Source organism: Streptomyces sp. NPDC047880 (genome assembly GCF_040706515.1).
Classification (GTDB): Bacteria; Actinomycetota; Actinomycetes; order Streptomycetales; family Streptomycetaceae; genus Streptomyces.
Map to the genome: position 1 here is coordinate 24,198 of NZ_JBEZOK010000005.1, position 19,230 is coordinate 43,427.

20 protein-coding genes are annotated in these 19,230 nt (G+C 72.8%); 10 read left to right on the top strand and 10 right to left on the bottom strand.

All coding sequences use genetic code 11. The annotated features are described in order from the left end of the window. Window positions 1–210: 210 nt before the first annotated feature. The 7 genes from AB0937_RS09760 to AB0937_RS09790 form a co-directional block, all read right to left on the bottom strand. Window positions 211–645: an NUDIX hydrolase gene (locus AB0937_RS09760; RefSeq protein ID WP_366710696.1), complete on the bottom strand. Its 435-nt coding sequence runs from the start codon at window positions 643–645 to the stop codon at window positions 211–213. 32 nt (window positions 646–677) lie between these two features. Next, entirely contained in the window at window positions 678–1,805 is a 1,128-nt protein-coding gene (locus tag AB0937_RS09765) for a CHAD domain-containing protein (RefSeq protein ID WP_366710697.1), read from the bottom strand. Next, on the bottom strand, window positions 1,786–4,206 hold the full coding sequence (locus AB0937_RS09770) for an RNA degradosome polyphosphate kinase (RefSeq protein ID WP_366710698.1): 2,421 nt from the start codon (window positions 4,204–4,206) through the stop codon (window positions 1,786–1,788). Before AB0937_RS09770 ends, AB0937_RS09765 begins: the two co-directional genes overlap by 20 nt. A 377-nt stretch (window positions 4,207–4,583) precedes the next feature. After that, on the bottom strand, window positions 4,584–5,510 hold the full coding sequence (locus AB0937_RS09775) for a hypothetical protein (RefSeq protein ID WP_366710699.1): 927 nt from the start codon (window positions 5,508–5,510) through the stop codon (window positions 4,584–4,586). Beyond that, window positions 5,507–6,514, bottom strand: a complete 1,008-nt coding sequence (locus tag AB0937_RS09780) for an ABC transporter permease (RefSeq protein ID WP_366710700.1) — start codon at window positions 6,512–6,514, stop codon at window positions 5,507–5,509. The genes AB0937_RS09775 and AB0937_RS09780 overlap by 4 nt, the downstream gene beginning before the upstream one ends. Continuing rightward, a complete protein-coding gene (locus AB0937_RS09785; protein ID WP_366710701.1) occupies window positions 6,511–7,395 on the bottom strand; it encodes an ABC transporter ATP-binding protein in 885 nt (294 codons plus the stop codon). Before AB0937_RS09785 ends, AB0937_RS09780 begins: the two co-directional genes overlap by 4 nt. Beyond that, the gene (locus AB0937_RS09790; protein ID WP_366711087.1) at window positions 7,392–7,784 is read right to left on the bottom strand and encodes a GntR family transcriptional regulator; all 393 of its coding nucleotides are present in this window, start codon (window positions 7,782–7,784) and stop codon (window positions 7,392–7,394) included. Before AB0937_RS09790 ends, AB0937_RS09785 begins: the two co-directional genes overlap by 4 nt. Before the next feature lie 111 nt (window positions 7,785–7,895). On the opposite strand from AB0937_RS09790, the gene AB0937_RS09795 reads away from it, so the two are divergent. From AB0937_RS09795 to AB0937_RS09820, 6 genes are all read left to right on the top strand, one after another. Beyond that, the gene (locus AB0937_RS09795) at window positions 7,896–8,447 is read left to right on the top strand and encodes an RNA polymerase sigma factor (RefSeq protein ID WP_366710702.1); all 552 of its coding nucleotides are present in this window, start codon (window positions 7,896–7,898) and stop codon (window positions 8,445–8,447) included. Further along, window positions 8,444–9,280, top strand: a complete 837-nt coding sequence (locus AB0937_RS09800; RefSeq protein WP_366710703.1) for a zf-HC2 domain-containing protein — start codon at window positions 8,444–8,446, stop codon at window positions 9,278–9,280. Before AB0937_RS09795 ends, AB0937_RS09800 begins: the two co-directional genes overlap by 4 nt. Then, a complete protein-coding gene (locus AB0937_RS09805; RefSeq protein ID WP_366710705.1) occupies window positions 9,277–10,137 on the top strand; it encodes an ABC transporter ATP-binding protein in 861 nt (286 codons plus the stop codon). Before AB0937_RS09800 ends, AB0937_RS09805 begins: the two co-directional genes overlap by 4 nt. Continuing rightward, window positions 10,134–11,645 carry an ABC transporter permease gene (locus AB0937_RS09810; protein WP_366710706.1) on the top strand — a complete coding sequence of 504 codons (1,512 nt, stop codon included), beginning with the start codon at window positions 10,134–10,136 and terminating at the stop codon, window positions 11,643–11,645. The genes AB0937_RS09805 and AB0937_RS09810 overlap by 4 nt, the downstream gene beginning before the upstream one ends. Beyond that, entirely contained in the window at window positions 11,636–12,262 is a 627-nt protein-coding gene (locus AB0937_RS09815) for an ABC transporter (protein ID WP_366710707.1), read from the top strand. Before AB0937_RS09810 ends, AB0937_RS09815 begins: the two co-directional genes overlap by 10 nt. 110 nt (window positions 12,263–12,372) lie before the next feature. Then, window positions 12,373–13,299 carry a LysR family transcriptional regulator gene (locus AB0937_RS09820; RefSeq protein ID WP_366710709.1) on the top strand — a complete coding sequence of 309 codons (927 nt, stop codon included), beginning with the start codon at window positions 12,373–12,375 and terminating at the stop codon, window positions 13,297–13,299. 40 nt (window positions 13,300–13,339) lie between these two features. Here AB0937_RS09820 and AB0937_RS09825 read toward each other — a convergent pair whose 3' ends face one another. Beyond that, a complete protein-coding gene (locus tag AB0937_RS09825) occupies window positions 13,340–13,537 on the bottom strand; it encodes a DUF397 domain-containing protein (RefSeq protein WP_366710710.1) in 198 nt (65 codons plus the stop codon). Further along, window positions 13,534–14,316 carry a helix-turn-helix transcriptional regulator gene (locus AB0937_RS09830; RefSeq protein WP_366710711.1) on the bottom strand — a complete coding sequence of 261 codons (783 nt, stop codon included), beginning with the start codon at window positions 14,314–14,316 and terminating at the stop codon, window positions 13,534–13,536. Before AB0937_RS09830 ends, AB0937_RS09825 begins: the two co-directional genes overlap by 4 nt. Before the next feature lie 185 nt (window positions 14,317–14,501). Between AB0937_RS09830 and AB0937_RS09835 the strand changes: the two genes are divergently transcribed. After that, complete coding sequence (locus AB0937_RS09835; RefSeq protein WP_366710712.1) at window positions 14,502–14,717, top strand: hypothetical protein; 216 nt, start codon at window positions 14,502–14,504, stop codon at window positions 14,715–14,717. Further along, complete coding sequence (locus AB0937_RS09840) at window positions 14,714–15,025, top strand: hypothetical protein (RefSeq protein WP_366710713.1); 312 nt, start codon at window positions 14,714–14,716, stop codon at window positions 15,023–15,025. Before AB0937_RS09835 ends, AB0937_RS09840 begins: the two co-directional genes overlap by 4 nt. 21 nt (window positions 15,026–15,046) lie before the next feature. Here the strand turns inward: AB0937_RS09840 and mshD are convergent, their stop codons facing one another. Continuing rightward, window positions 15,047–15,973, bottom strand: coding sequence for a mycothiol synthase (gene mshD / locus AB0937_RS09845; protein ID WP_366710714.1), 927 nt, complete (start codon window positions 15,971–15,973; stop codon window positions 15,047–15,049). A gap of 157 nt (window positions 15,974–16,130) precedes the next feature. Between mshD and AB0937_RS09850 the strand changes: the two genes are divergently transcribed. Together AB0937_RS09850 and AB0937_RS09855 are read left to right on the top strand one after the other, a co-directional pair. Next, window positions 16,131–17,948, top strand: coding sequence for a bifunctional metallophosphatase/5'-nucleotidase (locus tag AB0937_RS09850; protein ID WP_366710715.1), 1,818 nt, complete (start codon window positions 16,131–16,133; stop codon window positions 17,946–17,948). 58 nt (window positions 17,949–18,006) lie between these two features. Further along, entirely contained in the window at window positions 18,007–19,218 is a 1,212-nt protein-coding gene (locus tag AB0937_RS09855) for a DUF2993 domain-containing protein (protein ID WP_366710716.1), read from the top strand. The last annotated feature ends 12 nt before the right edge of the window (window positions 19,219–19,230 follow it).

A 19,230-nucleotide genomic window follows, 5' to 3' on the forward strand; every position in this document is an offset into this window, starting at 1 on the left:
GCGTGCGAAGTCTGAGTGACGCGGACGCGGCCGCACCTCCGTGGGCGCGGCTCGCGTCGGTAAGGCCGAAATTAGGCAGATCAGGTGAAGGCGCCGATGGCCGCACATGAACGAGGGGTGAACCCCTGCATAAGGCCTGGTTAGGTCACGGAATGCTCACGGGGAGAGAACGGCGGCGTTCCGCTTTGCGGACGAAGCGGGACCGTTCGGTCAGCCGGCCGTGCGGGGCAGGTGCAGCACGGCGAGCAGCTCGTCGACCAGGGGCCGGTCGTGGGGCTGTGTGAGACGGTCGCGGGCGGCGGCGGGCGTCAGCCACAGGACCCGGTCCACCTCGTCCGTCGGCACGAACGCGCAGCTCACCGCCTCGGCGGCCCAGTAGCGGACCTGCTTGGGCCGACCGCCCGCGCGGTACCGCTGGGTGGACAGCTCGGGGCCCGGCACGGCCTGGCAGCCCGTCTCCTCCGCCACCTCGCGCAGGGCTCCGGCGAGTGGCTCCTCGCCACGCTTCAGTTTCCCCTTCGGCCACGACCAGTCGTCGTATTTCGGCCGGTGGATGAGGCAGAGCTCCGCCTCGCCGGTGGCCGGGGACCGGCGCCACAGGACGCAGCCCGCCGCCTGGACCGTGGTGTCCTTGGGGGTGTTCACCGGGTCTCACCGCCTCCTGGTGCCGGGCCTGGTCATGACACGCCCACGGTCTCCTTCTGCCAGGCCTGCTGGAACGCGAAGCGCGCCGCCTCCACCTCGTGCCGCTGGTCGGCGTGGAGCACGCCGAGGGCGTAGGCCGTGGCCGGGGCGATGCGCGGGGTACGGGCCGCCTGGGCCGCCGCTGCCGCCGCCTCCGAGGCGTCGCGGTGCCGGTTCAGGGCCTGGCCCGCGGAGAGCAGGCGCAGGTCCACCACGGCGTTGCCCTTGGGCCCGCTGACGGCCTCGCGGGCGTAGCGGTGCAGGCGCAGCAGCAGACGGACCTGGTGCCACGGGGCGTCCTGCGGGTGCGGGACCGTGTCCGGGGACAGGCCGTGGACGAGTGCCGTGGCGTTGTACGGGTTTCCCGCGGTGACCAGCGGCAGGGAGCTCACGGCGTCGGCGAGACGGTCCTGGGCGGCGGCGGCCAGGGGACGCAGGTCGGTGGCGCCGGCGGCCTCGGTCAGGGGAACCTCGCTGGCCAGGACCGCGACCTTGTCCGCGACGGCGTGGAAGCGGCTGCTGCCCAGGGCTTGCAGGGCCGTGGAGTGGGCCCGGGTGCGGGCGAGGGTGAGCTGGCGGTCGAGCAGGGCGCCGGCCTTGGCCGCTCCCACGGTCAGGTTGCCGCGTTCCGGTGCTGAGGCCGGGGCGGTGCGCAGCCCGGTGTCTCCCGGTGCGGCCCTCAGGGGGACGGGTGCCGCCCCAGCGGCCCTGCTGCCCGCAGCCGAGGCGGCCGCCTGGGACGGGAGGGCTGAAGAGCCCGACAGGCGGTGCAGGGCCGTCAGCAGGCGTTCCAGCCGGGCCGTGTACGCGTGTTCCATCGCCAACGTCCCCGACACCCAAGCCAGTTCGGGGCGCATCGCCTCGCACCAGTCCGCGTCGAGGAGGGACTGGAACGAGTGCAGGCTGGCGCTGATGCGCCGGGCCGAGCGGCGCAGGGCGCGGGCCGCCTCGGCCGAGCCTTCCGAGCCGCTCGTCCCCGACCCCGTCTCCCGGTGCAGGCGCAGCGCCCGGAGGAACTCCGTCGCCTGGGCCCGCAGATAGCCCGCGAGGGCGTCTCCGGTGGGGGCGGGCCCGACGTGCCTGGACCGGGGGTCCGTCGGGTCAAGGTGTCGCTGTGCCACGCCGGCGCCTCCGGGCGTCTATGAGCATCTCCTGGACGTTGCGCAGGGGCTGTCCGTCCGCGTCGGTCGCATGCCGGGTCCAGTCGCCGTCCGGGCCGAGGTGCCAGGAGGCGGTGGAATCGGACATGCCGGTCTCCAGCAGCCGGTTCAGGGCAGCCCGGTGGGCCGGGTCGGTCACCCGGACCAGGGCCTCTATCCGGCGGTCGAGGTTGCGGTGCATCATGTCGGCGCTGCCGAACCACACCTCGGGCTCGCCGCCGTTGCCGAAGGCGAACACCCGGGAGTGTTCGAGGAAACGGCCGAGGATCGAGCGGACCCGGATGTTCTCCGACAGGCCTGTCACGCCGGGGCGCACCGCGCAGATACCGCGCACCCAGATGTCCACCGGCACGCCGGCCTGGGCCGCTCGGTAGCAGGCGTCGATGACGGCTTCGTCGACCATCGAGTTGACCTTGATGCGGACGTACGCGGGCCGTCCCGCGCGGTGGTGCTGGATCTCCTTGGTGATCCGCGAGACCAGGCCGTCGCGCAGCGACTTGGGGGCGACGAGCAGACGGCGGTAGGTCTCCCGGCGCGAGTAGCCGGACAGTCGGTTGAAGAGGTCCGAGAGGTCCGCCCCGACCTGCGGGTCGGCCGTGAGCAGGCCGAGGTCCTCGTAGAGACGGGCCGTCTTGGGGTGGTAGTTGCCGGTGCCGACGTGGCTGTAGCGGCGCAGCGTCTCGCCCTCCTGGCGGACCACCAGCGACAGCTTGCAGTGGGTCTTCAGCCCGACCAGGCCGTAGACCACGTGGCAGCCGGCCTCCTCCAGCTTGCGCGCCCACTTGATGTTGGCGTGCTCGTCGAAGCGGGCCTTGATCTCCACCAGGACCAGCACCTGCTTGCCGGTCTCGGCGGCCTCGATGAGCGCGTCGACTATCGGGGAGTCGCCCGAAGTCCGGTACAGGGTCTGCTTGATGGCGAGGACGTCCGGGTCTCCGGCGGCCTGCTCCAGGAAGGCCTGGACGGACGTGGAGAACGAGTCGTACGGGTGGTGCAGCAGGACGTCCCGCTCGCGCAGCGCGGCGAAGATGTCCGGCGCGGACGCCGACTCGACCTCGGCGAGGTCGCGGTGGGTGCCGGCCACGAACTTGCGGTACTTGAGCTCCGGCCGGTCCAGGGAGGCGATGCGGAACAGGCCGGTGAGGTCCAGCGGGCCCGGCAGCGGATAGACCTCGGCCTCGCTGATCTTCAGCTCGCGCACGAGCAGGTCCAGGACCTCGCGGTCGATGGACTCCTCGACCTCCAGGCGCACCGGCGGCCCGAAGCGGCGCCGCATGAGCTCCTTCTCCAGCGCCTGGAGGAGGTTCTCGGCGTCGTCCTCCTCCACCTCCAGGTCCTCGTTGCGGGTGAGGCGGAAGGCGTGGTGCTCCAGGACCTCCATGCCCGGGAACAGCTCTTCCAGGTGGGCGGCGATGACGTCCTCGATGGGGACGTAACGGCCCGGCGAGCTCTCCAGGAACCTCGACAGCAGCGGCGGCACCTTCACCCGGGCGAAGTGCTTGTGGCCGGTGACCGGGTTGCGCACCACGACGGCCAGGTTCAGGGACAGGCCGGAGATGTACGGGAAGGGGTGCGCCGGGTCGACCGCCAGCGGGGTCAGCACGGGGAAGATCTGGTGCCGGAACAGGGTGAACAGGCGGGCCTGCTCCTTCTCCTGCAGTTCGTTCCAGCGGACCAGGTGGATGCCCTCCTCCGCGAGTGCGGGGGCGACGTCCTCGTGGTAGCAGGCGGCGTGCCGGGCCATGAGCTCGCGTGAGCGGGCCCAGATCATCTCCAGCACCTCGCGCGGCTGGAGGCCGGAGGCGGAGCGGGTGGCCACGCCGGTGGCGATACGGCGCTTCAGACCGGCCACCCGGACCATGAAGAACTCGTCCAGGTTGCTGGCGAAGATCGCGAGGAAGTTGGCCCGCTCCAGCAGGGGCGTGTCGGGGTCCTCGGCGAGTTCGAGCACCCGCTCGTTGAACGCGAGCCAGCTGCGCTCCCGGTCGAGGAACCGGCCCTGGGGCAGCTGGGAGCCGTCGGCCTGCGACTCCTCGTAGGCGTCGAGGTCGGCGTCGATGTCGGGTTCCAGATCGGAGACGGTTGCCGCGACCGTGTGCGGGCGGTGGGCTGCGATGGAGCCCACGGAGGGCTGCGCGTTTGCATTGCTGCTGTGGCCCGCAGGGCCTCCACCACGGGCGGTGGTGGGAGACGGGTGGGCCTGTGCCTGGGTGTTCGGCTGCCTCATGGACCCATTCTTCCGCGCCGCGAGCATCACGGGCGCGTCGGACAGCGCGGGCGGGAGCGGAGGTGCCACATGAGTGCTCCCGTTTCCCTCGGGCCCCTCGCGGGGCGGGGAAGGCTCGGGCACGGCGGGATTCATTGGCCGAGCTTCGCAAGCTCGTCTGAATCGATGGTTACGGAGACATGACGTGCGGGACACCGGGGGGCGGACCGCGGGCGTCCACAGGGCCGGGTGGAAGGCCGGGCCGGCCGCCCACAGGCTGTGGACACCGCTCGGCGCGACGCCACGTCACCGGCCGGGAGGTGTCCGGGCACCGGCGTCGGGCGCGCGCCGCGGGCACCGGCGTCGGGCGCGCGCCGCGGGTGTCGGGGCACCGGCGTCGGGTGTGCCGCGGGTGTCGGGGCGTCGGGTGTGCGCCACAAGTGTCCGGGCGCCGGGCCGGGTGGGTGCCACGGCGTGTGCCGACCGTGCGGTCCGCGCGTCCATCCCCCCGTGGAAGGACGCGCGGACCGGGCTCAGGGGAGGCGGCGGGACAGGACGCGGAAGGCGGCGGCCGTCGCGGCGGCGGCCACGGCCAGCAGGAGGCCGGTTTCCACGTACTGCAGCGGCCAGAAGTGCGACTCGGGGTGGAAGGTCGCGCGGGTGAGCGTCACGCCGTGCCGGGGAGTGTCGGCCCAGGCGACCTGGAACGCGGAGCGGGGCAGTTCGAGCGTGCCGGCCTCGGTGCGGGTCACGGCCGGCCAGAGGTCCTCGCGGTACCGCTCCAGGAGGCTGTGGACGAGCAGTGCGGCGGCGAGGGCCACGCCCGTGGCGGGCAGGGCCCGGCGCCACACCAGTCCGGCGAGGGCGCCCAGGGCGAGACCGGCCAGGGCGTAGGCCACGGCCACCGGGCCCGTCGACACGAACGCGTCCGGGTAGTACCAGTCGCCGACCAGGTCGGGATCGCCGTCCCCGCGCGCCCAGCGGTTCAGCAGGACGAGCGTGCCGGTGCCGGTGGTGAGCAGGGCGGCCGGGGCGGCCAGCTTCACGGCCAGCCAGCGCAGGGGGCCGACCGACTGGGTCCAGGCCAGCCGGGCGGTGCCGCTCTCCAGCTCGCGGCCGATGAGGGCGCCGCCCGCCCAGGCGGCCACGGGGAACATCACCCAGGACAGGACGGTGGCGAGTACGGCGATGCCGTTCGCGTACGTCTCGTCGGCGGTGATCGCCTCGACCGCCGCGCAGGAGGGGAGCCGGTCGGTGGGGGGTGTGGCGCAGGCACTCACGCCCGCCCTGGCCTCGTCCCCGAGGGAGTGCAGCCAGATCAGGGCGGCGGTCGCGGCGGCCAGGGCCAGCAGCGACAGGGCCAGGGCGGTGCGGTGGGTGCTCAGTACCGCCCGCAGCAGGCCGCCCCGGTGGAGGGCGGGACGGGCGGCGGGGGTGGTCGCCGCGGTGAGGGCGCTCATACGGCGGCCCCCGTGCGGCGGCGCAGCAGGACGAAGGCGGTCGCGGCCGCCAGGGCGGCGACGGCGAGGAGGAGGCCGGTCTCCATGAGCTGGAGGGGCCAGAAGTGGGAGGCCGGGTGGTAGTCGGCGTAGTAGTGGGTGATGCCGTTTCTGGCGTCGCAGCCGGGCTCGCCCGAGCATGCCGGGATCGGGACGCGGGCACCGGAAGCGGACAGGGCACCGGTCTCGACGATCATGCTGTCGGAGCCGGCGGTGCCCTCGTCCAGGCCCCTCACGACCGTCTTCACCGGCCACAGGTGCGGGCGCAGCTCGTCGAGGACGTAGACGAGTGACACGACGGCCAGGACGGCGACGCCGAGGGCGGGCAGCGTCCGGCGCAGCAGCAGCCCCACCAGGACGCCGAGGGCCAGGGCGGCGAGGGCCTGGGCGGCGGCGATGGTGCCGTTGAACTCGAAGATGCCGTCGTCGTACCACGCGTGCCAGCCCATGACGCTGAGCGAGGCACGGTCCGACGACCACAGCATGCGATGCAGCAGCGTCAGCGTGAGCGTGCCCGTCACGAGCAGCAGGGCCGGGACCGCGAGCTTGGCGGCAAGCCAGCGCAGAGGGCCCGCCGACTGGGTCCAGGCGAGCTGAGCGGTGCCGTTCTCCAGCTCGCGGCCGATGAGGGCGCCGCCCGCCCAGGCCCCGGTGAGCAGCGGGAGGAGCCTGACGAGGCCGATGCCGACCGTCACGGCCGTCTGGTACCGGCTGTTCGCGGCGCCGGGGAGGTCGCAGCCCAGGTTCGGGCGGGACAGGTCGCAGCCCATGGCCTGGTACTCGGCCCAGGCGGCGTCCGCGCCCGGGCCCATCGCCCACAGCAGCGCCCCGGCGGCCACCGCCACCAGCCCCAGCCAGAACAGCAGCGCCGAGCGGTGCAGCCGGAGCAGGGCCAGGACCAGGCCGCGCGACGGCGAGATGGGCCGGGTGACGGCGGGTGCGCTCATGGTGTCGAGGGCGGTCATACGGCGGCCTCCCGCGCGTCGAGCAGCAGCGGCGGGGCGTCGGGGGAGCGCAGGTGGGCCAGGACGACTTCCTCCAGGGACGGGCGATCGCCGTGGAGTCCGTCGCCGAGGCGGCCCGCGGTCCGGACCAGCGCGGTCAGCTGGCGGCCGGTGGTGCGGGACTCGACCACCGTGTGCGGGTCGAGGGCGGCACCCGCCCGGCCGGTGACCAGGGTGTGCGCGGCGAGCAGCTCGTCGAGCGGCCCGGCGAGCCGGACTCGGCCGGAGCCGAGCAGCAGCAGGTGGTCGCAGGAACCCTCCAGTTCCGCGACGACGTGCGAGGACATGACAACCGTGGTGCCGTGGTCGGCGGCGTCGGCCATGAGCGTGGCCGTCAGCTGGTGCCGGGCGAGCGGGTCGAGGTCGGCCATCGGCTCGTCCAGGAGCAGCAGTTCGGGGCGCTTGCCGAGGGCCAGGGCGAGGGCGACGCGGGTGCGCTGGCCGCCGGAGAGCGACCGGATCTTCGTGTCGGGGTCGAGGTCGCCCTCCGCGACGATCCGCTCGGCCGTGCGGGCGTCCCAGCGGCGGGGGTTGAGGTCGCGGCCCAGCCGCAGGGTCCCGGCGATGGTGAGCTGGGGGTACAGGGGCTTGTTCTGGGCGACGTAGGCGAGGCGCTCGCGGGCCGCGGCCGGGGTCGTGCCGAGCACGGTGACGGTGCCCTCGGTGGGGCGGAGCAACCCGGCCGCCAGGGCGAGCAGGGTGGACTTGCCGGCGCCGTTGGGGCCGGTGAGGGCGCAGACGCGGCCCGCGGGGAGCCGGAAGGCGCAGCCGTCCAGGGCCGGGGCGCGGCGTCGCCCGAACCTCCTGCCCAGGCCCGCCGCCTCGATGGCGGTGTCGGTCATGCGTCCCCCTTGAAGTCGGTGAAGTGCGTGTCGAGTACGGAAGTGAAGAGGGCGGCCACGTCCTCGCGCTCCAGGCCGGCCTCGCGGGCCCGGGCCGCCCAGGCGTCCAGGTCGGCGCGGAGCGGGGAGTCAGCGGGGGCGGTGCTCAGGGACTTGCGGACGAACGTGCCCAGCCCGCGGCGGGCCTCGACCAGCCCCTCGCGTTCCAGCTCCCGGTAGGCCTTGAGGACCGTGTTCGGGTTGATGGCGGTGGCCTCCACGACCTCACGGGCCGTCGGGAGCTTGTCCCCCGGCTCCAGCAGGCCGAGCCGCAGGGCCTGTTTGGTCTGCTGGACGATCTGGACGTAGGTGGCCACGCCGCTGCGCCGGTCGATGCGGTACTCGACCACTGCTTGAACCACCCTTTCACTAATTGAGTAGTGAAAGGGTGGTGGAAGGGGGGCCGGAAAGTCAAGCGTGCTTTCGTGAACCGTTCGGGCCGGGCCGTCCGATGAGGAGACGTGAGCGATACGAGAAGCGACGGGGAGCTGCTGCGGGCCATCGCCGCGGACGCCGACCGGCGTGCCTTCGAGGAGCTGTACCGGCGCTACGCGCCCTGGCTCCGGGCCCGGTTGCGGGGGCGGTGCGCCGATCTCGGGGTCGTCGACGACGTGGTGCAGGAGACGTTCCTCGCGGTGTGGCGGGGCGCATCCCGTTACCGGCAGGAGGGCCACTCCGCGGACGCGGCCGGGTGGCTGTGGCGCATCGGGTCGCGGCGGCTGGTGGACGCGCTGCGCGGCGACGGGGCACGGGGGCGGCTGCGGCAGGCCCTGGCGCGGCTGCGGCACCGGGACGAGGCCTCGGCGGAGGAACGCGTGCTCGCGGGGGTGGAGCACGGGGACCTCGCCGGGGCGCTGGTCCGGCTGTCGCCGGAGCTGCGGGCGGTGCTGCAGGCGACCGTCATCGACGGGCTGACCACCCGTGAGGCGGCCGTACTGCTCGGGATACCACCCGGGACGGTCAAGACGCGGGCGATGCGGGCCCGGAAGCAGTTGCGGGAGGCCCTGGCATGAGCTGGCACGTGTCCGAAGAGGAACTGGACGCCTATGCGCGAGGGGAGTTGCAGGCCCCCGCGCTCTGGTCCGCCGACGCGCACCTGACCTCCTGCGCGCGCTGCCGCGCGGTGCTGGCCGACGTCAGCGATCCCGTCGCTCTCGACACCGGCTGGGACCGGCTCGACGCCGAACTGGACGCGCCCCGCACGGGGTTGCTGGAAAGGCTGCTCGTGCGCGCCGGGGTGGCCGGGCACACCGCGCGGCTGCTGGCGGCGACGCCGGTGCTGCGGCGGTCCTGGCTGGGGGCGGTCGTCGCCGTGCTGCTGCTGAGCGTGGCGGCCGGGCATGCCGTGCGCGGCGGGGAGTTCCCCACGCTGTTCCTGGCCCTCGCGCCGCTGTTGCCGCTGGCCGGGGTGGCGTTGTCGTACGGGCCCGCGCTGGATCCGACGTACGAGATGGCCGTCGTCGCGCCGATGCACGGGTTCCGGCTGCTGATGATCCGGACCGTGGCCGTGCTGGCCGTCGTGCTCGCGCTCAACGGGCTGGCGACCCTGGCCCTGCCCGCCTACGGGCTGCGGGCGCTGGCCTGGGTGCTGCCCGGGCTGGCGCTGACGGCGACCGGACTCGCGCTGATGCCCCGTCTCGGGCCAGTGCTCGCACCGTCCCTGGTGGGCGGGGCGTGGGCCGGGCTGCTGCTGACGGCCGACATGCTGCGGGCCGGGGCGGACGTACCGCTCGCGCCGTTCACCGTGGCCGGGCAGGGCGTGGCGGCGGTCGTCGCCGCGCTCGCCGCCGGGCTGCTCTTCCTGCTCCGTGACCGATTCGACCTCTTCCAGGGACGTGCCGCATGACCACGACCGTGTCCGCCTCCGGGCTGAGCCTCCGCTACGGCGGCATCCGGGCCCTCGACGACGTGTCGCTGCGGCTGACCGCCGGCGTCACCGGGCTGCTCGGCCCCAACGGCGCCGGCAAGACCACCCTGCTGCGGGTGCTCGCCACCGCCCTGCCCGCCGACCGGGGGGCCTTCACCGTGCTCGGGCACGACCCGGGCACCGCCCGTGGCCGGCAGGAGGTGCGGCGCCGGCTGGGCTATCTCCCCCAGGCCCCGGGCTTCCAACCGGACTTCACCGCCTTTGAGTTCGTCGACTACGTGGCGATCCTGAAGGAGATGACCGACCGGGGCGCCCGGCACCGGGAGGTGCGGCGTGTGCTCGACGAGGTCGGCCTGGCTGACGTGCGGAGCAAGCGGATCCGCAAGCTGTCCGGGGGCATGCGGCAGCGCGTCGCCCTCGGGGCCGCCCTGGTCGGCGATCCCGGCTTCCTGGTGCTCGACGAACCGACCGTCGGGCTCGATCCCGAACAGCGCATGCGGTTCCGGGAGCTGATTGCGGAAGCCGGGCAAGGGCGGACGGTGCTGCTGTCCACCCACCAGACGGAGGACGTGGCGATGCTCTGCCACCGCGTGGTGGTCATGGCCGGTGGCCGGGTGCGGTTCGAGGGCACCCCGGCCGAGCTGACCGCGCGGGCTGCGGATCGCGTGTGGAGCAGCACCGAACGGGCCCCCGGCGCGAAGGCGGGATGGCGCACCGGGACCGGCACCTTCCGGAACGTGGGCGACCCGCCGCCCGGCGCCGAGCTGCTCGAACCCACCCTGGAGGACGGCTACCTGCTCACGCTCGACGGCAGCGGAGCGGAGGTGGCGGCATGACCGCGGTGACGGAGAAACCGGCCGTGCCCGGGACGGTGGAGGAGCCGGGCGGGGCCTGGAAGGCCGTGCTCGCCCTGGCCGTGTTCGAGTCGCGTCGGCTGCTGACCCGGGTCCCGGTGCTGGTGGCCTTCGCCGTGTACCTCGGCTGGACCGTGTGGCGCAGCGGGAGGACGTGGGGCGACTACCCGGCCCTCCAGGACGCCGACCGGGCCACCCAGAGCGCGCCGATGCTCATCGGCCTGGCGGTCCTGCTGTCCGTCAACCTCGCCGCGCTGCGCTCCCGGCGGCACGACACGGAACGGCACTTCGCGGTGCTGGTGCTCCCGCAGTGGCGCCGTACGGCCGCCCACGCGCTGTCGGTCCTGTCCGCGGCCCTGCTCACCGCCGTGTGCGTGGCCGGGCAGTTCGGCCGGGAGGCGCTGCGGCCCGGCGCGATCGGGCACGGCTCGGTGGGCGAACTGCTCGTCGGCCCGCTGACCGTGCTGCTGTTCGGGCTGTTCGGTCTGCTGGTGGCAGGGCTGGTGCGGTCCGCTCCGGCCGCGCCGCTGCTGGTGGTCCTCTTCCTGTTCCTGTTCCTGTTCTTCTCGGGCATGAACTACGAGGCGAGGTGGCTGCTGCCGGCGGTCGAGGAAGGGACCCTCGACACCCTGCCAACGGACCTGATGGGCCGGCCCGCCGGCTGGCACGCCCTGTACCTGGCCGGGCTGGGCCTGGGCCTCGGGCTGCTGGCGGTGCTCGTGGCCGGTGGCCGCAGGCCTGCCGTGTTCGCCGGTGTGGCCGGGGCGCTCGCCATGACGCTGGTCGGCGGAGTGGCCCAGTCGGCGGGCGACTCCCCCGAGCTGGTCAAGGCACGCGAACGCGCCACACTCCACCCCGAGCAGGTGCAGACCTGCGTCCGGCGGGACGGATCGACGTACTGCGCGTTCCCCGAGTGGGGGCCGCGGGTCGCGGACTGGGCCGGGGTGGTGGACCGGGTCCGGTCCCTGGCCGGGGGCAGCGCCCACGAGCAGCACCTCGTCGTACGTCAGCGGATCGAGGCGCGCTACGGCCTCTCCGGTGACGCCGCTCTGACCTCGCTGGAGCGTCCGCACGAGGTGACGGTGGGCACCCAGTGGGGCGGCAACCGCGTCCCCGAGTTCTCCGCGGCCGTGGCCGGTGTGCTGATCGCGGGCGACGAGAAGGCCGCGACCTCGATCTGCGACGGCCGCATGGTCCCCCTGATGTGGCTGGCCGTGGGCTGGGAGTCCGACCCGCTCGACGCGCTGCGCCGCGTCCGCCTCGACGACACCGTCACCGGCTCCGCCTACGTGCTCCAGCCCACCGCCGGGCTGTACATGACCGAGGCCCAGACCGAGGTGCTGCGGTCGCTGCTCGACCTGTCCCGCGGTGAGGCCGGCGCGCGGGTCAAGGACCACTGGAACGAGCTGACCGCACCGAAGGTCACCGCGGCCCGGGCCGCCGAACTGCTGGGCCTGCCCGCGCCCGAGGGTGAGGACAAGTGCTCCTGATCCGACAGCTGGTGTTCCCCGTCCACCGGACGGTGCCGTGGCCGGCGATCGGCGCGGCCGGGGCGACGGGACTGCTGCTCGCCGCGCTGACCCGGACCGGCGAGCCGGCGGAACGGCTCTCCCTGTATCTGCTGCGGGCCGCGATCCTCGCCTTCGCGGTGGGCCTGGCCTTCCTCTTGGACGACCCGGCCCGGCACACCACGTCCACCGTGCCGACCCCGCGCCCGGTTCGCATCGCCCTGCGGACGGCCCTCGCCGTCCCGGCCGCGGCTGCCTGGTGGACGGTGGCACTGCTGCTCGTGCCGCCGGGCGTACGGCCCCCGGTCGGTGATCTCACGCTGGAGGCGGGAGCGGCCTTCGCCGCGGCGGTGGCGGGCGGGGCGGTCGCGGTGCGGTTCGGCGAACTGACCCGGCCCGGACTGCGGGTGGCGACCGGCCTGCTGACCACGTCGGTGCTCGGCCTGCTGTTCTGGCCCGGCCGCTGGGCCCTGTTCGTCCCGGTGGAGGACGAGCGGTGGGCGGCGGCGCACGAGCGGTGGGGGTTGGTGCTGGGTGGGGCCGTGATCGTCGGCGCGGTGTGCGCGATCGAACCCCTGCGGCGGCGGATCCGGCTCTAGAAGGACCCGGGCACATCAAATGGTTGTGCAGACGGCCGCATCCGTCCTTGAAGCCCGTTGTCCCCGAGGCCTTCCGACAGCCAAAGGTTGTGCGGCTAGTCTGCCCCCCCGTGGACCTCAAAACCGTACGGGCCTTCGTCGCGATCGCCGACTCCGGGCAGTTCCAGAAGGCCGCCGTGGATCTGGCCCTCACCCAGCAGGCCGTGTCCAAGCGGATCGCCGCGCTGGAAAAGGACCTCGGTGTCCGGCTGCTCGTCCGCACACCGCGCGGGGCGGAGCTCACCATCGACGGGCAGGCGCTGCTGCCGCACGCCCGCGCCCTGCTCCAGGCGGAGGAACGGGCGGTGGCCGCCGTACGGCCCGGGGGCCGGGCGCTACGGGTGGACGTCGTGGGGCGCCGGGCCGCCACAGCGGGACTGGTACGGGACTTCCACCGGGCCCACCCGGAGATCACGCTGGACGTCGTCACCCTCTTCGGAGTCGACGCGGCGGTCGCCGCCGTGCGGGACGGGGCCGTCGACGCCACGTTCCGGGCCGTCACCATGCCGGGGCACCGGCTCCCCGACGGCATCACGTCGACCCCGGTCCTCGACGAGCCGCTGCGGCTGTGTGTCGGCCCCGGCCACGAGTTCGCCCGGGCCGAGTGGGTGACGCCGGCGCAACTCGCCGGACACCGGATCTGGATGCCGGGCAACGAGCCCGGCACGGAGTGGGCCGCCTACTACGACGAACTCGCCGCCACCTTCGGCCCGGCCATCGACACCATCGGCCCCAACTTCGGTGTCGAGGCACTCCTCGACACGGTCGCGAGCTCCCCCACCCTGGCGACCTTCCTCAGCGAACGCACCCCGCTGGTCTGGCCGGCCGACCACGACCTGCGCCTCGTCCCGCTGCGGGACCCGACCCCGGTCTACCCGCACTCCCTGCTCTGGCGCACGGACAACCCCCACCCGGGCCTGACCGCCCTGCGCGCCCACCTGGCGGCACAGCCCCGGCTCACGGAAGGCAGGACCTGGCGCCCGTCCTGGGCGGAGTGAAAGCGAGCGAGCGGCCTGGAAACGCGGGCGGCCCCGACAGTCAGTCGGTGACGTACGTGAGGAACGACGCCCAAGGCTTCGCGCCGAACACGAGTATCGGGCCCTGTGGTTGCTTGCTGTCGCGGACCGGGACTCTGCCGGGGCAAGCGTCGGTGATCTCGACGCAGTTGTTGGCTCCCCCGTCGCTGTAGGACGACTTGCGCCACACAGCGGTGGTGAGGTCGCGGGTGCTCGTCATGATCTGTGCTCCTCCAGTACGCCCCTGATGAACGCGAGCGAGTCCGACGGGGACAACACCAGGTCGCGAAGCCGATCGTAGGACGAGCGCTCCCTGAGAACCTCGTACGGATTCTCGATCAGCCGACCGCTGCTGTTGCCTTCCGTGTAGGCAACGGCGCTCCCGTCCCCCTGCCACAGCAACAGCAAGGACCCGCTCATATGGTGGTGCGCTCCTGCCGAGAACGGCAGTACCTGGAGCGCCACGTTCGGCCACAACGCGGCTGACTCAAGATGAACCAGCTGGTCCTGCCAGGTCTTGCCCCGGGCAGCGGGGCGTCGCAGCGCGAACTCGTCCATGACGATCCGGACTTCAGGCTCCGGCTTCTGCCTCAGCAGGTACTGACGTCCGAGCCGTGCCGCCACCTGCTCCTCGACAGCCTCGTCACCGTCGGCCGTTGTCTGAGCCCCAGACAACACCTCCCGGGCGAAGTCCTCGGTCTGGAGAAGTCCTGGAATCCCCAGCGAGAACACCCACATGATCCGGGCCGTCGCCTCCAGAGCCATGTATGCCTTGTACTGATCCTTGAACGCATCCAGCCGAGCCGCCTTCCAGTGGCTCAAGAGCAGGTCACCCGTGCCGTAGTACCCGTCCAGGTCCTCCATGACGGTCACCTTCGAGAGCCGCTCACCCGACTCCAGCCGGCTCAGACAACTCTTCTCGTAGCCGGTCTCGTCGGCCAACTGCCCCAGTGACTTCCCGGCCTTCTCCCGCAGGACCTTCAGCGTCTGCCCGAGCATCGCCGCCCGGAGACCGGCTCCGCGTCAACCTTTTCGCCCACGTCACCCCTCCCCGTTGCCTGCGCGCCAGACAACGCCGGACGTCTTCCGCAGCGTGCGCGCGATCAGTGACGATCGAGGCACGAACGGTGATCGCCGCTCGTCAACCCGCCGTCCATCCCCCTGCCCTGAGAAGGGACACCTCCGTGCGTCTGCGCATCGCCGAACTCTGCGAGTACCTGCTGCTCGCCTTCCTGCGGAGCCTGCTGCCCGCGCGAGGGCGTCATCGAACCGTGTCGGCCCGGCGGCCGCCGGTGCTGTCCCACTCCCCGCCGGTCCCCAGCCCTCGGCCCCCGGAACCCCTGGTCATGGACAGCCCGCTCGTCCGGCCGTACCTGCACGCCGAGGAGGTGTTCGTATGAGGCTGCTCCCCTGGACCGGGACCGACGGACGGCCCTGCTACCTCAGCACTGACAACCCCGACAGCATCTTCTCCCGGCTCGCCGATGACATCGAGGCTGCTCAACTGGGGTCCGCGGAGCAGGTGCTCGCCGGCGCCAGGGCCGTACTCGGCGATGCCGGAGCCGGTGAGCACGCGCTGCGTTTCACGCTGGTCAGGGCGGTGGAGTCGCTGGGGGAGGTGCTGCGCGTCGCGGCGAGCCGGGGCGAGAGCATCGCCGACCGGCGCCGCCCTGACCCGCCACCCGCCGATCGCGCCGTCACGCCGTGATCCGAACCCCCGGCCGTCCTCTCAGGTCTCCGTCCGGTACATCAGGTCCACCTCGTGCGTGGTGAACCCCAGCCGCTCGTACACCGACACCGCCGCCTTGTTGTCGGCGTCGACGTACAGCATCGCCGTCGGCAGCCCCTGCCCCGCGAGGTGCCGCAGCCCGATCGTGGTCAGGGACTTGCCGAGTCCGCCGCCCTGCGCGCCGGGGCCGACGCCGAGCACGTACACCTCGCCCAGGCCCTCCTCGGCGTGCACCTTCGTCCAGTGGAAGCCGACCAGTGCGTCGCCGCGGAAGGCCAGGAAGAAGCCCGCCGGGTCGAACCACGGCTCGGCCTTGCGGTCGTCGAGGTCGCGCTGGGTGAGGGAGCCCTGCTCGGGGTGGTGGGCGAAAGCGGCGGCGTTCACCGCGAGCCAGGCGGCGTCGTCCTCGCCGGGGACGAACGTGCGGACCGTGACGCCCTCGGGGAGTACCGGCTCGGGTGCGTCGAAGTCGGTCAACGGCCGCCGCATCTGGCGCAGTTCACGGAAGAGGGTCAGGCCGAGGACCTGCGCGAGGTGCCGCGCGGCGGAGTGCCCGCCGTGCGCCCACACCCGCAGCCGCTTGCCGGAGGCCGCCAGCAGCGCGGAGCCGAGCGCCCGCCCGTGCCCGTGCCCTCGGTGCCCGGGGTGCACGACCAGCTCGGCGGCCGGCGGCTCCACCAGGTCCGTGTCCTCCAGCTGGGCATAACCGACGAGTTCCCCGCCGGCGGTCAGCAGCAGATGGGACACGCCCTCCCGCTCGCCGCCGCGCAGCTGCAACCGGCCCTGTTCGGACACCGCCTGCTGTCCGTCGGTCCGGGCCGCCTCGTCGAGCAGCCCGAACACGGCCTCGGTCTGCTCCGCGGAGAGCGCGGCAAGGGTCTCGATCGAGCGGGGGCGGCCTGGCCTCACGGTGTCGTCGCTGGTCATGCGTACGAGGGTACGGGGCACCACCGGCAAATCGGCGGCAAAGAAGCAACCAGGTCGTAACCACGAAAGGCCTGTCGCGCTACGCGCGTTGACTCTAGGCTGCGCCGGACGGCAACACCGTCCGAGCACAACCGACAGCACACCCACAGGGGGGCGTATGCCAGCCACTTCACCGGCGCACTCGGATCGCCGCAGACGTCGTACGAACCGTTTGGTCGCTCTCGCCGCCGGTGTCGTCACCGTCGGCGCGCTGGCCGCCGCGGGGTTGCCCGGGTCGGCGACCGCCGGGGAGGAGCACCGCGCGGGCGGGTACTGGCCCGGCCGCTACCAGGACGTCCAGCTGCTGTCCTTCAACGACCTGCACGGCAACCTGGAGCCGCCCGCCGGTTCCTCCGGCCGGGTCACCGAGACGCAGCCCGACGGGACGACGAAGACCATCGACGCGGGTGGCGCCGAGTACCTCGCCACGCACCTGCGGCAGGCCCGCAAGGGCGAGAAGTACTCCATCACCGCGGCCGGCGGCGACATGGTCGGCGCCTCCCCGCTGATCTCCGGTCTCTTCCACGACGAGCCCACCATCGAGGCGCTGAACAAGCTCGACCTCGACGTCACCTCGGTCGGCAACCACGAGTTCGACGAGGGCGCCAAGGAGCTGGCCCGGCTGCAGAACGGCGGCTGCCACCCGAAGGACGGCTGCTACACGGACGAGAAGTTCCAGGGCGCCGACTTCCCCTACCTCGCGGCCAACGTCCTCGACGAGAAGACCAGGAAGCCGATCCTCAAGCCCTACTGGGTGTGGAAGAAGAACGGCGTCAAGGTCGGCTTCATCGGCGTGACCCTGGAGGGCACCCCGGACATCGTCTCCGCCGAGGGCGTCAAGGGCCTGTCCTTCAAGGACGAGGTCGAGACGATCAACAAGTACGCCAAGGTGCTCCAGAAGCAGGGCGTGAAGTCGATCGTCGCGCTCATCCACGAGGGCGGCTTCCCGGCGTCGACGTCGTACAACTACGACTGTGACTCCCCGGGTGCGGGCGACGGCGTCTCCGGCCCGATCGTCGACATCGCCAAGAACGTCACGCCGCAGGTGGACGCGCTGGTCACCGGCCACACCCACAACGCGTACGTGTGCAGCATCGCCGACCCGGCGGGCAAGCCCCGCATGGTCACCTCGGCCGCGTCCTTCGGCCGTCTCTACACCGACACCACGCTGACCTACGACCGCAAGACCGGCGACATCGCCCGTACGGCGGTGAAGTCCGCGAACCGCGTGGTCACCCGGGACGTCCCCAAGGCGCACGACATGACCGAGCTGATCGGCAAGTGGAACACGCTGGCCGCGCCCATCGGCAACAAGCCGATCGGTTACATCTCCGGCGACATCGGCAACACCGGCACCGAGTCCCCGCTCGGCGACCTCATCGCCGACGCGCAGCTCGCCCACGGCAAGCAGCTCGACCCGGAGACCGACCTGGCGCTGATGAACCCGGGCGGTATCCGCGCACCGCTGACCTACGCGGCCAAGGCCGGTGAGGGCGACGGTGTGGTCACCTACGCCGAGGGCTTCACGGTCCAGCCGTTCGCCAACACCGTGAACCTGCAGAACTTCACGGGCGCGCAGGTCATCCAGGCGCTCAAGGAGCAGGTGTCCGGCCCGAACGCGGCGGCCCCGAAGGTCCTCCAGGTCTCGTCCGGCCTGACCTACACGCTGGACCTCACCAAGTCCGGTGCCGACCGGGTGGTCACGGACAGCATCAAGCTGAACGGCGCGGCCATCGACCCGGCGGCCACCTACCGCGTCGCGACGAACAGCTTCCTCGCGGGCGGCGGTGACGGCTTCCCGACCCTCGGCCAGGGCACGAACGACGTCGTCGGCTCCGACGACCTGACCGCGCTGGAGCAGTACCTGACGGCCAACTCCTCGGCGTCCAACCCGATCGCGCCCCCGAAGGCGGACCGGATCACGATCGTGAAGTAGGTCGCATACCCGGGATTCGAGTTGCGGGTGGGGGAGGTACGCATGATCGGATGGATCGATGCGTACCCCCCACCACCTAGATGCGCATCCCCGTCCGAACCCGTACGAGGAGCTCGCCGCCCTCGATGACGGGCCTCTGGAGGAAACCCCTCTGGAGGAGTTCCTCCCCGAGGAACACGATGCGGGCGCCGAGGACGCCTGGGCCCCGCCGGACCACCGCCGCGGCGGCAAGCGGCGTCGGAAGAATCGTTTCGCTGGCTTGCCGCTCGCGGTGAAGGCGGTCGTCGGCCTGGTCGTCCTCGCCGCGTTCGCCGCCCTCGGCGACCGCTGGGCGGTGCTCTACGCCGAGCACCGCGCAGCGGACACCCTCAAGGACCGCCTCGACCTGGCCGCCGCGCCCGAGGTGGAGATCGGCGGCTTCCCCTTCCTCACCCAACTCGCCGACAAGCGGCTCGAGTCGGTGAAGGTGACCGTCCCGGACGTCGCCGCCGACCGCGTCTCGCTGGCGAAGGTGTCGGCCACGGCCCATGACGTGACGCTCGACGCGGACGGCCTGACGTCCGTGCGCGGCGCCGACGTTCCCCGCTTCGACGGGGACGTCCTGCTGTCCTTCGAGGACCTCAACCGCGAACTGGGCGCCTCCCAGGTCACCTTCACCGGTGAGGGCCGGAACCGGGTGCGGGCACGCGGCACCCTGCCCGTCGCCGGGCACGACCTCAAGCTGCGGGCCGAGGCCCGGATCCAGCGGCAGGGGGAGCGGGGCATCGCCACGGAGATCGGCGGCATGCGTCTGGACATCGGGGACCTGGCGACCTACCGCCCCGGCAAGCGCGCCTCGGAGGGGCTGCACCTGACGCCCAAGGCCTCCGCCGACCTGGCCCGGGAGACCCGCAAGGCCAAGGCGCTGCTGTCGGTCCCGGCCATCGTGCAGCGCATGGGCGTGCCCGAGGCGACCGTGAACCAGGCCCTCGCCGACGACGGCAAGCTCGCCGAGCTGACCGGCTCCCCGCGCTTCGCCCGCCAGGCCGAGCGCCTGAACCTCATCGACCTCGCCCTGGAGAACCCCCAGGTGCTCAAGAGCCTGGGCCTCGACCCCGATCTGCTCGGGGAGTTGTCGGGCCTGACCCGTCCGGTCCTGGCCGACCGGCTCGCCCTGGCCTTCGAACTGCCGAAGCCGGAGCAGGGGAACGTGCGGCTGGAGGACGTCCGGGTGGAGGAGGACGGCATCCGGGTGAGGCTGTCCGGCTCGGGGCTGACGGTGGGCGGCTGAGACCTCCCTTGA

Excerpts from the sequence above, each read along its gene's own strand:
- AB0937_RS09770 (WP_366710698.1), bottom strand. The coding sequence starts at position 4,206 with ATGAATCCCGCCGTGCCCGAGCCTTCCCCGCCCCGCGAGGGGCCCGAG.
- AB0937_RS09775 (WP_366710699.1), bottom strand. The coding sequence starts at position 5,510 with ATGAGCGCCCTCACCGCGGCGACCACCCCCGCCGCCCGTCCCGCCCTC.
- AB0937_RS09780 (WP_366710700.1), bottom strand. The coding sequence starts at position 6,514 with ATGACCGCCCTCGACACCATGAGCGCACCCGCCGTCACCCGGCCCATC.
- AB0937_RS09785 (WP_366710701.1), bottom strand. The coding sequence starts at position 7,395 with ATGACCGACACCGCCATCGAGGCGGCGGGCCTGGGCAGGAGGTTCGGG.
- AB0937_RS09800 (WP_366710703.1), top strand. The coding sequence starts at position 8,444 with ATGAGCTGGCACGTGTCCGAAGAGGAACTGGACGCCTATGCGCGAGGG.
- AB0937_RS09805 (WP_366710705.1), top strand. The coding sequence starts at position 9,277 with ATGACCACGACCGTGTCCGCCTCCGGGCTGAGCCTCCGCTACGGCGGC.
- AB0937_RS09810 (WP_366710706.1), top strand. The coding sequence starts at position 10,134 with ATGACCGCGGTGACGGAGAAACCGGCCGTGCCCGGGACGGTGGAGGAG.
- AB0937_RS09825 (WP_366710710.1), bottom strand. The coding sequence starts at position 13,537 with ATGACGAGCACCCGCGACCTCACCACCGCTGTGTGGCGCAAGTCGTCC.
- AB0937_RS09830 (WP_366710711.1), bottom strand. The coding sequence starts at position 14,316 with ATGCTCGGGCAGACGCTGAAGGTCCTGCGGGAGAAGGCCGGGAAGTCA.
- AB0937_RS09840 (WP_366710713.1), top strand. The coding sequence starts at position 14,714 with ATGAGGCTGCTCCCCTGGACCGGGACCGACGGACGGCCCTGCTACCTC.
- mshD (WP_366710714.1), bottom strand. The coding sequence starts at position 15,973 with ATGACCAGCGACGACACCGTGAGGCCAGGCCGCCCCCGCTCGATCGAG.
- AB0937_RS09850 (WP_366710715.1), top strand. The coding sequence starts at position 16,131 with ATGCCAGCCACTTCACCGGCGCACTCGGATCGCCGCAGACGTCGTACG.
- AB0937_RS09855 (WP_366710716.1), top strand. The coding sequence starts at position 18,007 with ATGCGTACCCCCCACCACCTAGATGCGCATCCCCGTCCGAACCCGTAC.